The following is a 14,002-nucleotide window of genomic DNA, read 5'->3' as shown; positions in this document are numbered from 1 at the left end:
CGTGCGCGACGGGCTGCGAGGGCTGACCACCCGCGGCCGATCGTTCCTCGCCGCGGCGGTCGCGGCCGCGATCTCCGCCGGCATCCTCGGCGAGAAGGACCTGCTCCGGGTCGCCGTGCTGCTGGCCGTCCTGCCGCTGCTCGCCGCGGCCTACGTCGGGCGCAGCCGCTACAAGCTGGCCTGCAACCGGTCGCTGGACCCGCACCGGGTGCCCGTCGGGGCGAGTTCCCGGGTGGTGCTGCGGCTGCAGAACATGTCCCGGCTGCCCACCGGCACCCTGCTGCTGGAGGACCGGCTGCCCTACGCGCTGGGCAGCCGCCCTCGGGTGGTGCTGGAGCGGCTCGGCGCCCACCAGGCCAGCTCCGTGGCCTACACCGTGCGGGCCGACGTGCGCGGGCGCTACGAGGTGGGCCCGCTGGTGGTCCGGATGACCGACCCGTTCGGGCTGTGCGAGCTCAGCCGCGCCTTCCCGAGCGTCGACCACCTGACCGTCATCCCGCAGGTCACCCCGCTGCCCTCGGTGCGCCTCCCGGGCGAGTACGCCGGCAGCGGCGACAGCCGGGCCCGGTCCGTCGCGGTCCACGGCGAGGACGACGCCGCCACCCGCGAATACCGGATGGGCGACGACCTGCGCCGGGTGCACTGGAAGTCGACCGCGCGCACCGGCGAGCTGATGGTGCGCCGGGAGGAGCAGCCCTGGGAGAGCCGGGCGACCGTCGTGCTGGACACCCGCGCGTACGGCCACCGGGGCGACGGGCCGACGGCGTCCTTCGAGTGGGCGGTCTCCGCGACCGCGAGCATCGCCGTGCACCTGCGGCAGGCCGGCTACAAGCTGCGCCTGGTCACCGGCTCCGGTGCCGACGTCGACGCCTCCGAGGTGACCGGCGACGGGCTGCTCCTCGACCACCTCGCGGAGGTCCGGCTCGACAAGAACATCGAGCTGACCACCCTGGTGCAACGGGTCCGGCAGCGGGCCGACGGCGGCCTGATCATCGGCCTGTTCGGGTCGGTGAGCACCGCCGAGGCGGAGCTGCTGGCCGGGCTGCGGGCCAACGGCGCGACCTGCGTCGGATTCCTGCTGGACAGCTCCACCTGGCTGCACCTGCCCGACAAGGCGCGGGCCGAGGCCGACCACGCGCACGGCGCCGCGGCGCTGGCCCTGTTGCAGAGCGGCTGGCGGGTGATCGGGGTCGACCACGGCGCCCGGCTGCCGGCGCTGTGGCCGCAGGCGGCCCGCGGCTCGCAGGGCTTCGCCGTGCGGGCGGCGATGGCCGAGACGGTGGCCGGCGGCGTGCGATGAACGGAAGGCTCCCCTCATGATCGCCCACCGGAACCTGGGCTTCGTGGCCGCCGCGGCGACGCTGCTCGCCGCGGCGCCGCTGTCGGCCATCTTCGAACGCTGGACGTGGCTGATCGAGGCCACCATCGCCGTGGCCGTGGTCGCGGCCGTGGCCGCCCTCGCCCGGCTGGCCCGGGTGCCGCTGTGGGGGCAGGCGCTCGCCATGCTCGCCGGCCTGACGCTGGCCCTGACCTGGCTCTTCCCCGGCGGCGCCGAACTGCTCGCCGTCGTGCCCACCCCGTCGACCTTCGCCCACTTCGGCGAGCTGCTCAGCGGGTCGCTGGAGGACATGCGCTCCTACGGCGTGAAGGTGCCCGACACCGACCCGCTGCTCTTCGTCACCGTGCTCGGGATCGGCGCGGTGGCGGTGGTCGTCGACGTGCTCGCCGTCGGGCTGCGCCGACCGGCGCTGGCCGGCCTGCCGATGCTCGCCATCTACTCCGTGCCGGTCGCCGTCTACGTCGACAGCGTCCCGGCGGTGCCGTTCGTCGTCGGCGCCGCCGGCTACCTCTGGCTGCTGGTGACCGACAACGTCGACCGGGTACGCCGCTTCGGCCGGCGGTTCACCGGCGACGGCCGCGACGTCGACGTCTGGGAGGCCTCGCCGCTGGCCGCCGCCGGCCGGCGCCTCGCGGTGGTGGGCGTGGCGCTGGCCGTGGTGCTGCCGTTGGCCGTGCCGGGGATGACCGGCGGGCTGCTCGACACCCTCGCCAACGGGTCCGGCAACGGCAACGGCAACGGGCGGCCCGGGCAGGGCGGCGCCCCGGGCCGGATCGACCTGTTCGCGGCACTGAGCGGGCAGCTCAACCAGTCCGAGGTCACCGACCTGGTCAAGGTCACCACCAACGAGTCCAGCCCGTTCTACCTGCGCTTCGGCGTCGCCGACGAGCTCAAGTCGAGCGGCTTCGACGTGGGCAACCCCACCGGGCGCTCGGTGCAGAACCTGCCGGCGCCGACCGGCGGGGGCGTCGAGCAGCGGACGTACCGGGCCACGGTCGAGGTCACGAAGAACCTGACCATGCCGCTGCTGCCGGTCTACAGCCAGCCGGTGCGCGCGGAGGGCCTCAACGGCGCCTGGTCGTACGACCCGAACCTCCAGGTGGTCTTCTCCAACCGGGACGACTCCCGCGGCAAGCGCTACTCGTTCGAGTACGTGCGCTCGTCGTACACCCCGACGCTCCTGCGGCAGGCGCGACCGTTGCCGTCGGACCACGCGGCGCGGCGCAACCATCCCGCGCCGCCGCCGATCCCCGAGGTGGAGGAGCTGGTCCGCACCCTGGTGGCGGGCAAGAACACCGAGTACGACAAGGTGCGCGGCATCTACGACTACTTCTCCGCCGACAACGGCTTCACCTACTCGTTCAGCACCAAGGGCGGCACCAGCGGGCAGGAGATCGTCGACTTCCTCAACAACAAGGTCGGCTTCTGCCAGCAGTACGCCGCCGCGATGACGTGGCTGGTGCGGGCCGCCGGGATCCCGGCCCGGGTGGCGTTCGGGTTCACCAACGGCAGCAACTCCAGCGGCGGCACCTACACGCTGACCAACCGGAACCTGCACGCCTGGACGGAGGTCTACTTCGACAAGGTCGGCTGGGTGCCGTTCGACGCGACCCCGGCGTACGGCGTGCAGGGCTCGACCCGGTCGGCGTGGGCGCCCGACGTCGACGCACGGGAGGACGACGCGCCGGCCCCCGGCCCGTCGGCCCCCGCCGGTGCGGTCGACCCGTCGGCCGGCCCGGCTGGCCCGGAGGGGCCCGAGGAGGACCCCGACTCCGGTCTCGCCATCGCCGGGCAGGCCCCGGTCGAGCAGGCCCCGGTCTGGCCCTGGTACGTCGCCGGCGCGGTGCTGCTCCTGCTGGCCCTGCTCGCCCTGCCGGCGCTGCGCCGGCTGGCCCTGCGCCGGCGGCGCAGCGGTGCGGCGGCGCCGGCCCCGGCGGCCGTACGCGCCGGGGCGGCCGACGACGCGCCCGCCGACGGGCGGCGCATGGTGGTCCTGGCCGACGCCGACCGGGCCCGGGCGGACGCGCACGCCGCCTGGGACGAGCTGCTCGACACACTGGTGGACTACCGGGTGCGGGTGGACCGGACGGAGACGCCCCGGGCCACCGCCGACCGGCTGTCGCGGGAGGCGCTGACCACCGACGCCGAGGCGACCACGGCCGTACGGCTGCTCGGCCGCGCCGAGGAACGCGCCCGCTACGCTCGCGACCCGCTCACCGGCGAGGAGCTCCTGCCGGCCCTGCGCGCCGTCCGGGGGGCCCTCGCCGCGGGGGCCGGCCGGCGGACCCGCCTGATGGCGGCGGCGCTGCCGCCGTCGGTGCTGCTGAGCTGGCGGAACGCCGCGACCGACGCGTCGACCCGGCTGCTGGCCGCGCGTGGCCGGAGCCGCTCGCGGCTGATGCGCTGGAACCCGCGCCGTCTGCTCACCAACCGCATGGCCCGCTGACCCAGGACGGGACGGCCGCGCGGGCCGGGAGTGGCGACCTCGCCGCTCCCGGCCCGCTTTCGTCACCCCCGGCCCCCTCCGTCACGCGCCCGTCGCGGGGCGTCTCGCGGCGCGTACCCGGAGCCTGTGGAACGGCGGGAGCGCGCGGGACGCGGCGGCGCGAGTCCGGAGCCCGTGGGACATGGCAGGAGCGCGGGTGATGCCGCGTCGCGGTGAGCAGCACGCCGGCCGCCCCACCCCGCCCGCGAGCGCCCGCGGGAGCGCGCGGGGAGGCGGCGGCGCGAGTCCGGAGCCGTGTGACGCGACAGGAGCGCGCGGAAGCCGCGCGCTCCTGTCGTGACGAAGCGGTGAGGCGCGCCCGAGGGCGCGCGGAAACGTCAGGGGTCGCCGGAGAGTTCCGGCGACGCGGTTCGTCGTCGCGGCGGCACGATCCGCCTCAGCGGCGCGGCGGGGTCAGCGGTGCCCCTCCGGGCGCTGCCGCCACCGGTCCTCCATCCGGTCGAGGATCGAGGGCCGGCGACCTGCCCGACCGCCACGGGGGCGGCGACGGCTCGTCGTCCCTCCCACGACGTGCAGGTCGGGTGACTGCGCCCGGCGGTGCGACTGCACCGCGAACGCGGCCGAGGCCAGCATGACGACAAAACCCGCCACTGCCAGCGGCGGAGTCTTGATCACCGCGCCGTAGACCAACAGGGCCAGCCCAGCGATGATCACGCCGGCGGCGACGAGCAGGCGACGCCGCGCGTGGAAACGCGGATCGCTGGCGCGCACGGCCGAGGCGAATTTGGGGTCCTCGGCAAGCGACCGCTCGATCTGCTCGAACAGCCGCTGCTCGTGCTCCGAGAGCGGCACGGCACTCCTCCCCGGTCACGTGGGTCGGCCCGGGCGGGCCGACAGACCGTGGCAGCCAACCGGCTGCTTACCCGCAAGTCTACGAGGGCCCTCGCGCGTCGGAAAGCGGGACGACCTACGGCCGGGGTGGATTTTCATTTCGTCGCCCGTTCCGGGCCCCGAGCAGACTGGCCGGACCTATGACGGACCGCCCGAAACGGGCAGCCGCGGCGTCGGCGGCGGCTTCCGCCTCGCGCCAACCCCGCTCGGGCGCGCCGAGAGCGAGCTGACGGGGGGTCTCCCGCGCCGCGGCGAGGCCCTCGACGCGTACGCCGACCAGACGGACGCGCTCTCCCGGATCGAGGGCGGTGTAGAGCGCCCAGACCGTGTCGAAGATCTCCCGGGCGACGTCGGTCGGCGCGCCCGCCGTGCGCGACCGGTTCACGGTGCGGAAGTCGGCCAGCCGCACCTTCAGCGACACCGTACGCCCGACCTGCCCGGCCCGGCGCAGCCGGACGCCCACCTTCTCGGAGAGGGCGAGCAGCGCCCGGCGGATCTCCAGCGGGTCGGCCACGTCGGCGTCGAAGGTCACCTCCGCGCCGATCGACTTCTCCACCTGCTCGGGGCTCACCCGGCGCGGGTCCCGCCCCCAGGCCAGCTCGTGCAGGTGGGCGGCGGAGGCCTCGCCGAGCGCCTTGCGCAGCATGCCGACCGGCGCCTCGGCCAGGTCGCCGATGGTGGCCAGGCCGAGCCGGCGCAGCGTCTCGGCGGAGCGCTCCCCCACCCCCCACAGCGCCGACACCGGCAGCGGGTGCAGGAAGTCGAGCACCCGGGCGGCCGGCACGACGAGCAGACCGTCGGGCTTGGCGCGCGTCGACCCGAGCTTGGCCACGAACTTGCTCGGCCCGACCCCGACCGAACAGGTCAGCCCCTGCTCCGCGGCGACCCGCTCGCGGATGTGCCGGGCGATGGCGGCCGGGGGGCCGAAGAGCCGTCTGGCGCCGGCCACGTCGAGGAACGCCTCGTCGAGCGAGAGCGGCTCGACCAGCGGGGTGACGTCCCGGAAGATCCGCATTACCGCCTGGGAGGCCGCCGAGTATTGCGCGAAGTCCGGCGGGAGGTAGACCGCGTGCGGGCAGAGCGCCCGGGCCCGCGCGGTGGGCATGGCGCTGCGGACGCCGTAGCGCCGGGCCTCGTAGCTGGCGGAGCTGACCACGCCGCGCGGCCCGACCCCGCCGACGACGACGGCCCGGCCGCGCAGCTCCGGCCGCCGACGGACCTCGACCGAGGCGAAGAACGCGTCCATGTCGACGTGCAGGATCGGGCAGCCGGTGTCGTCGGCGTCCGGCCCGAACCGGGGATCGCCGCCCCGGGGCAACGACTGGCTGCGGCCCATCCCCGCAGGCTAGCCGCCACCCCCGACAGGCCGCCGCACCCGCCCGGACGGACGCGGTGCGGCGGCCCAGGTCGTCAGGCTCGCTCGGCGGGCGGCTCACCCGGCGGCACGCGTCGCAGGGCGACGGCGCTGGCGAGCGCCCCGCCGAGCAGGATGGCCGCGCCGACGACGGCGGTGACCGTGAAGCCGTCGGTGAAGGCGGCGAACGCCCGGTCGAGCAGCAGGCCCGCCACCTCGGCCGGGGCCTGGCCGGCCACGGCGAGGGCGCCGCCGATGGTGTCGGTCGCGGTGTGGGCGAGCTCGTCGTCGAGCCCGGCCGGCGCCTCGGCCGCCATCTCCGAGCGGTAGATGCCCGCGGAGATGCTGCCCAGCACGGCGATGCCGAGGGCGCCGCCGAACTCGGTGCTCGTCTCGGAGATCGCCGAGGCGGCCCCCGCCCGCTCGGGCGGGGCCGTGGTGAGCACGAGTGATGTCGCCAGGGTGCTGGTCATCCCGACGCCGAGGGTGAGCAGCCCGTAGCTGGCGATCAGCCACCAGACCGGCGCGTCGGCCCGCATGGTGCTGACCAGCAGGAATCCGGTGGCGGCGGCGGCGAGTCCCGCCGCGACGAGGATCCCGGGGCGGACGCGCGGCGCGAGCGCGGACGCGACGGCGACGCCGACGACGCTGCCCAGGATGGTCGGGAGCATCCAGAGCGCGGCGTCGAACGGACTCAGGCCGAGCACCGTCTGCATGAACGTGACCGCGAGCAGGCCCATGCCCGCGCTGGCGAAGGCGATCGCCGTGTTCGCGCCGATGGCGGCGGAGAAGGAGCTCCTCGAGAAGAGCCGCACGTCGATCATCGGGTGCTCGGCACGGCGCTGCCGGCGCACGAAGAGGGCGCCGACGGCCAGGCCGACGAGGAGGGCCACCAGCGACGACGCGTTCGGGCCCTCCTCGGCGAGGTGCTTGACGGCGTAGATGGCCGGCAGGACGGCGCCGAGGGAGAGCACGGAGCTGAGCGGGTCGAACCGGCCCGGGGCCGGGTCCTTCGACTCGGGCAGCAGGAACGGCCCGACGGCGAGCAGCAGGAGCATGACGGGGACGTTGATGACGAACACCGAGCCCCACCAGAAGCGCTCCAGCAGGAAGCCGCCGACGATGGGGCCGATCGCGATGCCGCCGGTGAAGCCGGCCGTCCAGATCCCGACCGCGGTACGCCGCTGGTTGTCGTCGACGAACATGCCGCGGATGAGGGAGAGGGTCGACGGCGCCAGGGTCGCCCCGCCCAGGCCGAGCAGGGCCCGGGCGGCGATGAGCTGCTCCGGGGTGGTGGCGAACGCGGCCAGGAGGGATGCCGCGCCGAACGCTACGGCGCCGACGAGCAGGAGCCGGCGGCGTCCGACGCGGTCGCCGAGGCTGCCCATCGTCACGAGCAGGCCGGCCATCACGAAGCCGTAGATGTCCATGATCCACAGGTACTGGCCGGTGCTCGGTTCGAGTTCGGCGCTGATCCAGGGCGCGGCCATGAACAGGACGGAGAGGTCCATGGACGCGAGGAGGGCGGGGATGACGAGGGCGGCGAGGCCGAGCCACTCGCGCCCGCCGGCACGGTGGGAAACGGAGATGGTCACGGCGGGGACTGTACAGGCGTACAAGACGTATGTACAAGACGCTCGTACAATACGGATGTTCAAGAGCGTGGCTACACTGTCGCCATGGGACAGCGAGAGGACCTGCTGACGGGGGCGAAGCGGTGCCTGGCGGAGAAGGGCTACGCCCACACCACGGCCCGCGACATCGTGGCGGCGGCCGGCGCCCACCTAGGCTCCATCGGCTACCACTTCGGCAGCAAGGAGGCCCTGCTCAACGCCGCTGTCCTGGAGATCTTCGACGCGTGGGGGGACGCGATCGGCGCCGCCGTCGTGGCCGAGCCCGGCGGCGCGCCGCTGGACCGCCTGCGCCGGTTCCTGCAGGGCGTGTTCGAGGCGGCGCACGAGCAGCGCGCCGTGCTGGTGGCGAGCGTGCAGGCGTACGCCCAGGCGGAGTTCGCGCCCGAGGTGCGTGCCCAGCTCGCGGCCGGGTACGTCGCCAGCCGGCGGGACCTGGCCGCGCTGACGCTCGACGTCGCGCCGACGGAGGTGTCGGCGGAGCAGGCGCGCCGCTACGGCTCGCTCGCCCTGGCGCTGATCAACGGCGCGATGCTCCAGTTGCTGCTCGACCCCACGTCCGCGCCCTCCGCCGACGACCTCGTGCTGGCGGTCGAGGGGCTCACCGGCCACGGGCGGTGACGGCGCCCGGAGGCCCGGGACCGACGGTGGGCCGTACGTCGCGACCGGACGGACGCCGGCCGTTCAGCCCCGGACGACCAGCAGCGGAATGGTCATCTCGGCGGCCGTGTCCGCCCCGTGGTAGGCGACCAGCCGGGAGACCGTCGGCGGCTCGGACCGGGAGGCGGTCACCGCGTACGTGCCGTTGCAGATCACCACGACGTCGCCGATGCGGGCCAGGTGCTCCTCGGGCACCGGGCCGAACCAGCCCGAGGCCACCACCTCCTCCCGGGTGCGGACGCGGGCCGCGGGGCCGAGCACCGCCGACCAGGCGGCCACCACGTCGTCCCGGGCGCCGGGCGTGACGTGCAGGTAGCGGACCCGGGGCTCCCCTGCGACCACGGCCACCCCGGCGCGCAGCCGGGGGTCGGTGTCCAGGTCGACGCGGTGCCCGGCCGGCACGTCGAGCTGCCCGTGGTCGGCCGTCACCAGCAGGGCGGCGTCGGACGGCAGCCCGTCGACGAGCCGGGTGAGCAGCCGGTCCACCTCGGCCGCGGCGAGCCGCCAGGGCGCCGAGTCGACGCCGGTGAGGTGGCCGTGCCGGTCCAGGTCGGGGTGGTAGCCGGAGACCAGGGTGGGCCCCGGCCCGGCGGCCAGGGCGGTCAGCATCCGCGCGGCGAGCGCGTCGACACCGGCCGCGCCCCGGTAGTCGCCGCCCCGGTTGGCGGCCACCGTCAGCCCGCTGCCGCCGAACTCGGGCCGGCTGACCACCGTCACGGCGACCCCGGCCGCCCGGGCCCGTTCGAGCTGGGTGCGGACGGGCTGCCAGCGCAACGGCTCCGGCTCGGCCGCCCACTCGACGTGGTTGAGCACCCGGTCGGTACCGGGCACCCGCACGGTGAAGCCGAGCACGCCGTGCGCCCCGGGCGCGGCACCGGTGCCCAGCGTCACCAGACTGGTCGGCGTGGTGGACGGGAAACCGGAGGTCAGCGGCCGGCCGACGGCCGCGGCGAGGCCCGCCAGGGTCGGCGCGTGCGGCGCGGCGGTCGGGATCTGGTGCCAGCCGAGGCCGTCGACGAGCAGCACCGCGACCCGACGCACCCCGGCCAGCGCGGGGCCCAGCCCGAGCGGGTCGGCGGCGCCGGGCACGCCGAGCACGGCCAGCGCGCTGGGCAGGACGTCGGCGAGGCTGCCGTCGCCGTAGCGGGGCCCGACGACCCCCAGCGGGTCGGTCACGGTCGGCGGGCGAACAGGTGCAGCTGGGCCGCGAGGTCCCGCCACGGGGCCCGCGCGGCGAGCGCCCGTTCCAGCTCCACCAGGGCGGCCGGCTGACCGTCGGCCACGGCCGCGGGAAGGAGGTCGGCGAGCACGCGTACGCCGTGGATCTCCTCGACCACCAGCCCGGCGGCGCCGAGCAGCGCGGCGGCGCCCTCGGTGTCGTAGCGTCGGCGCAGCGTGTCCCGCGCCCCCGCGGTGCCCGCCGGGTCGGCGGCCAGCGCGGCGGCGACGTCCAGGTGACCGTTCATCGCCCGGCCGAGCACCGCGGCGGCCCGGCCGGCGACCAGCACGCTCGCGGCGCCCCCCGGACGCAGCGCGGCGGCCAGCGCGGCCACCACCGGCGTCGGGTCGTCGACGACCTCCAGCACGGCGTGGCAGAGCACCAGGTCCGCGCCGCCCGGCTCGACGAGCCCGGCGAGCGCGTCGCCGTCGCCCTGCACGGCACGGACCCGCTCGGCGACGCCGGCCTCGGCGGCCCGGCGGGTCAGCGCGGCGAGCGCGTCAGGGCTGGCGTCGACCACGGTGACCCGGTGCCCGGCCTGGGCGAGCGGGACGGCGAAGCCGCCGGTGCCGCCGCCGACGTCGAGCACGGTCAGCGCGGTGTCGCCACGGCGCTCCAGCTCGGCGCGCAGCACCGACCAGATCACGGCGGTACGGGGGGTCAACGGCGGCCCGGCGAGCCGGCCTGGGGTCTGCTCCACCCGATCGAGCCTAGTCACCCGGTCCAGCCCCGACTCCGGGCCGCCCGCCGGCGGCGGTCAGGACTCGCCGTTGGCGGCGTCCTCCTCGGCCCGCGACCGCAGAGCGTTGGCCACCGGGCCATCGGTGATCTCGTACTCGCGAGGCTCGGTGTGGTGCGTCGGGGTCCAGCCGGCGCTGAGCCGGGTCCGCCGGGAGTTGGCCACTCCGCTGTACTCGTGATTCCCCGTCATCGGTTCGTCCCCCTCATGCTGACGCGGGCCACTCTGCCCGCGCGAGCAGGAGTCTCCCGCCATCGGGCGCGGAAAACCGTAATGTGGATCACTGTCGTCAGCGGAAATCGCGCGATGCCGGGCTGACCGGCGGCTCGATGGCGTCCAGCCGGTCGGCGACGAGGTTGGTGACTCCCTCGTGCCGCTGCAACCGGCCGCGCACCACCAGTGCCGCGCTGGTGCGGGCGATTCGACGGTAGCGCTGCCAGAGCCCCGGGGAGCAAGTGACATTGAGCATCCCCGTCTCGTCCTCCAGGTTGAGGAAGGTGACCCCGCCGGCGGTCGCGGGGCGCTGCCGGTGGGTGACGATCCCGCCGACCCGGATCCGCCGACCCGGATCCACCCGGCCGAGCCGGGCGATCGGCACCGCCCCCAGGGCGTCGAGCTGCGGGCGGATGAAGCGGGCCGGGTGGCTCTCCGGCGACAACCCGGTCGCCCACACGTCGGCGACCAGCCGGTCCACCGCCTCCATGCCGGGCAGGGTGGGCGCGGTCGCGCCGGTCACCGTGCCGGGCAGCCGGCCCGGCCGGTCCTGGGCCGCCGCGCCGGCCGCCCAGAGGGCCTCCCGCCGGGACAGCCCGAAACAGGCGAAGGCGTCCGCGGTGGCCAGCGCCTCCAGCTGCGCGGCCGTGAGACCCACGCGCCGGGCCAGGTCCGGCATGTCGCGGTACGGCCCGTGCGCCGCCCGCTCGGCCTCGATCCGCTCGGCCACCCCGTCGCCGAGGGTACGCACGCCGGACAGCCCGAGCCGGACGGCCGGGCCGCCCAGCCCCCAGGCGTGCGGCGGCTCCCCCGGCGCGCTGCCCCAGCGGGTCTGCGGGGTGGACTCCAGCACCGCCTTCGCGCCGCTGGCGTTGACGTCCGGCCGGCGCACCTCCACCCCGTGCCGGCGGGCGTCGTCGACAAGCGTCTGCGGCGAGTAGAAGCCCATCGGTTGGGCGTTGAGCAGCGCGGCCAGGAACGGCCCGGGGTGGTAGCGCTTGAGCCAGGAGCTGGCGTACACCAGGTAGGCGAAGCTCATCGCGTGGCTCTCCGGGAAGCCGTAGCTGGCGAACGCGGAGAGCTTGCGGTAGACGTCGTCGGCCAGCTCGCCGGTGATGCCCCGCTCCGCCATGCCCGCGTAGAGGCGGTCGGCGATGCGGGCCATCCGCTCGGCGGAGCGCTTGGCGCCCATCGCCCGGCGCAACTGGTCGGCCTCGGCGGCGTCGAAGCCGGCCAGGTCGATGGCTAGCTGCATCAACTGCTCCTGGAACAGCGGCACGCCGAGGGTCTTCTCCAGCGCGTTGCGCATCAGCGGGTGGGCGTACTCCACCGGCTCCTCGCCGTTCTTGCGCCGGATGTACGGGTGCACCGAGCCGCCCTGGATCGGGCCGGGCCGGATCAGCGCCACCTCGACCACCAGGTCGTAGAACTCGCGGGGCTTCAGCCGGGGCAGGGTGGCCATCTGGGCGCGGCTCTCCACCTGGAACACCCCCACCGAGTCGGCCCGGCAGAGCATGTCGTAGACCTCCGGGTCGTCCAGCGTCATGCCGCCGAGGTCCAGGCTCATCCCGATCATGTCGTAGCCGTAGTGCAGGGCGGAGAGCATGCCGAGCCCGAGCAGGTCGAACTTGACCAGGCCGACGGCGGCGCAGTCGTCCTTGTCCCACTGGAGCACGCTGCGGCCCGGCATCCGCCCCCACTCCACCGGGCAGACCTCGATCACCGGCCGGTCGCAGATCACCATCCCGCCGGAGTGGATGCCCAGGTGCCGGGGAAAGGTCTGCAACTCGTCGGCGTACGCGACCACCTGCTCGGGAATGTCCTCGACGTCGACCGCGGCGACCGAGCCCCAGCGGTCGATCTGCTTGCTCCAGGCGTCCTGCTGGCCGGGCGAGAACCCGAACGCCTTGGCCACGTCCCGCACCGCCGAGCGGGGCCGGTAGGAGATGACGTTGGCTACCTGGGCGGTGTGCTCCCGGCCGTAGCGGGCGTAGACGTGCTGGATCACCTCCTCCCGGCGGTCGGACTCGATGTCGACGTCGATGTCCGGCGGGCCGTCGCGCTCGGGGGCGAGGAAACGCTCGAAGAGCAGCCGGTGCCGGACCGCGTCCACGTTGGTGATCCGCAGCGCGTAGCAGACCGCCGAGTTGGCCGCCGAGCCCCGCCCCTGGCAGTAGATGTCCTGCTCGCGGCAGAACGTGACGATGTCGTAGACCACCAGGAAGTAGCCGGGGAAGCCCAGCCTCTCGATCATGTCCAGCTCGTGGTCCAGCTGCGCGTACGCCCTCGGGTGCGCCTGGCGGGGGCCGTAGCGCTCCCGGGCGCCCTGCTCGGTCAGGTGGCGCAGCCAGCTCATCTCGGTGTGCCCCGGCGGCACCGGGTACGCCGGCAGCCGCGGCGCGACGAGCTGGAGGTCGAAGGCGAGCTCGGCGCCGAACTCGGCGGCCCGGGCCACCGCCCCCGGGTACGCGGCGAACCGGGCCGCCATCTCGGCGCCGCCACGCAGGTGGGCGGTGCCTGCCGCGGGCAGCCAGCCGTCGATCTCGTCCAGGCTGCGCCGGGCCCGTACGGCGGCGACGGTGGTGGCCAGCCGCCGCCGGCCGGGGGTGGCGTAGTGCACGTTGTTGGTGGCCACCGTGGGCAGGCCGGCGGACGCCGCCAACTCGGCGAGCGCGTCGTTGCGGTCGGCGTCGACCGGGTGCCCGTGATCGGTCAGCTCCACCGCCACCGTCTCCGCGCCGAAGAGGGCGGTCAGCCGGTCCAGCTCGCGGGCCGCCGCGTCCACCCCCTCGGTGAGCAGCGCCGCCGGCACGTGCCCCTTGCGGCAGCCGGTGAGCACCAGCACGTGGTCGCGCAGTTCGGCCGCGACCTCCTCCAGCTCGCCGTAGACCGGGCGGCCCTTCTCCCCGCCGCGCAACTGGGCGCGGGCGATGGTCGAGGCGAGCCGGGCGTACCCCTCGTGGCCGTGGGCGAGCAGCAGCAGGTGCCGCCCGAGCGGGTCGGGCTCGCCGTTCTGCGGGCCGGGCAGACCCAGGGACAGCTCGGCGCCGAAGATCGTCGGCAGGTGCAGCGCGCGGGCCGCCTCGGCGAAGCGCACCACCCCGTAGAAGCCGTCGTGGTCGGTGACGGCGAGCGCGGTCAGGCCCAGCCGGGCGGCCTCCTCGGCCAGTTCCTCGGGGTGGCTGGCGCCGTCGAGGAAGCTGAAGTTGGTGTGCGCGTGCAGCTCGGCGTACGGCACCACGCCGTCGGGTCGGGCCAGCTCGGGCGGCCGGTAGTGCTCCCGCCTGCGGCTCCAGGCGGGGGCGTCGCCGCCGTCGGCGTCCACGGCCAGCGGGTCCACCACGTGCAGGTGCCGCTCCGTGCGGGGTTTCCGGCCGGAGAGCACGCCCTCGAGCTCCGACCAGGGCAGCTTGGGATTGTGGAAACTCATCCGCGCCACACCTCCCCAGGCCCCTGCCCAGGCAGCCGCGCCTGCCCAGACCACCGCAGCCGCTCAGAGCGCCGCGACCG

The 14,002-nt window shown here is 75.4% G+C and carries 10 protein-coding genes; 3 read left to right on the top strand and 7 right to left on the bottom strand.

Annotation, left to right across the window (positions count from 1 at the left end; translation table 11 throughout):
* Position 1: 1 nt before the first annotated feature.
* Positions 2 to 1,300 carry a DUF58 domain-containing protein gene (locus tag GA0070606_RS24785; RefSeq protein ID WP_091104829.1) on the top strand — a complete coding sequence of 433 codons (1,299 nt, stop codon included), beginning with the start codon at positions 2 to 4 and terminating at the stop codon, positions 1,298 to 1,300.
* A gap of 16 nt (positions 1,301 to 1,316) precedes the next feature.
* Positions 1,317 to 3,785, top strand: coding sequence for a transglutaminase TgpA family protein (locus GA0070606_RS24780; protein ID WP_091104826.1), 2,469 nt, complete (start codon positions 1,317 to 1,319; stop codon positions 3,783 to 3,785).
* 453 nt (positions 3,786 to 4,238) lie between these two features.
* On the opposite strand, the gene GA0070606_RS24775 is transcribed toward GA0070606_RS24780, so the two are convergent.
* The 3 genes from GA0070606_RS24775 to GA0070606_RS24765 form a co-directional block, all read right to left on the bottom strand.
* On the bottom strand, positions 4,239 to 4,637 hold the full coding sequence (locus GA0070606_RS24775; protein ID WP_091104824.1) for a DUF3040 domain-containing protein: 399 nt from the start codon (positions 4,635 to 4,637) through the stop codon (positions 4,239 to 4,241).
* A gap of 115 nt (positions 4,638 to 4,752) precedes the next feature.
* A complete protein-coding gene (locus tag GA0070606_RS24770) occupies positions 4,753 to 6,012 on the bottom strand; it encodes a DNA polymerase IV (protein WP_091104821.1) in 1,260 nt (419 codons plus the stop codon).
* 74 nt (positions 6,013 to 6,086) lie between these two features.
* Positions 6,087 to 7,625 (bottom strand): MFS transporter, encoded by a 1,539-nt coding sequence (locus GA0070606_RS24765; RefSeq protein WP_245724796.1) that lies wholly within the window; start codon positions 7,623 to 7,625, stop codon positions 6,087 to 6,089.
* An 84-nt stretch (positions 7,626 to 7,709) separates the two neighbouring features.
* Between GA0070606_RS24765 and GA0070606_RS24760 the strand changes: the two genes are divergently transcribed.
* Positions 7,710 to 8,282, top strand: coding sequence for a TetR/AcrR family transcriptional regulator (locus tag GA0070606_RS24760; protein ID WP_091104818.1), 573 nt, complete (start codon positions 7,710 to 7,712; stop codon positions 8,280 to 8,282).
* A gap of 63 nt (positions 8,283 to 8,345) precedes the next feature.
* Here the strand turns inward: GA0070606_RS24760 and GA0070606_RS24755 are convergent, their stop codons facing one another.
* The 4 genes from GA0070606_RS24755 to GA0070606_RS24745 form a co-directional block, all read right to left on the bottom strand.
* Positions 8,346 to 9,542: an alkaline phosphatase family protein gene (locus GA0070606_RS24755; protein ID WP_091104815.1), complete on the bottom strand. Its 1,197-nt coding sequence runs from the start codon at positions 9,540 to 9,542 to the stop codon at positions 8,346 to 8,348.
* Positions 9,494 to 10,258 carry a methyltransferase domain-containing protein gene (locus tag GA0070606_RS24750; protein WP_091104813.1) on the bottom strand — a complete coding sequence of 255 codons (765 nt, stop codon included), beginning with the start codon at positions 10,256 to 10,258 and terminating at the stop codon, positions 9,494 to 9,496. The genes GA0070606_RS24755 and GA0070606_RS24750 overlap by 49 nt, the downstream gene beginning before the upstream one ends.
* 39 nt (positions 10,259 to 10,297) lie before the next feature.
* The gene (locus tag GA0070606_RS32680; RefSeq protein WP_176737409.1) at positions 10,298 to 10,471 is read right to left on the bottom strand and encodes a hypothetical protein; all 174 of its coding nucleotides are present in this window, start codon (positions 10,469 to 10,471) and stop codon (positions 10,298 to 10,300) included.
* A 97-nt stretch (positions 10,472 to 10,568) separates the two neighbouring features.
* Positions 10,569 to 13,922, bottom strand: a complete 3,354-nt coding sequence (locus GA0070606_RS24745) for an error-prone DNA polymerase (protein WP_091104810.1) — start codon at positions 13,920 to 13,922, stop codon at positions 10,569 to 10,571.
* Positions 13,923 to 14,002: the final 80 nt, after the last annotated feature.

The organism is Micromonospora citrea (assembly GCF_900090315.1).
Classification (GTDB): domain Bacteria; phylum Actinomycetota; class Actinomycetes; order Mycobacteriales; family Micromonosporaceae; genus Micromonospora; species Micromonospora citrea.
Note: the sequence above shows the minus strand (reverse complement) of the source record. Positions and strands in the feature narration are given on the sequence as shown.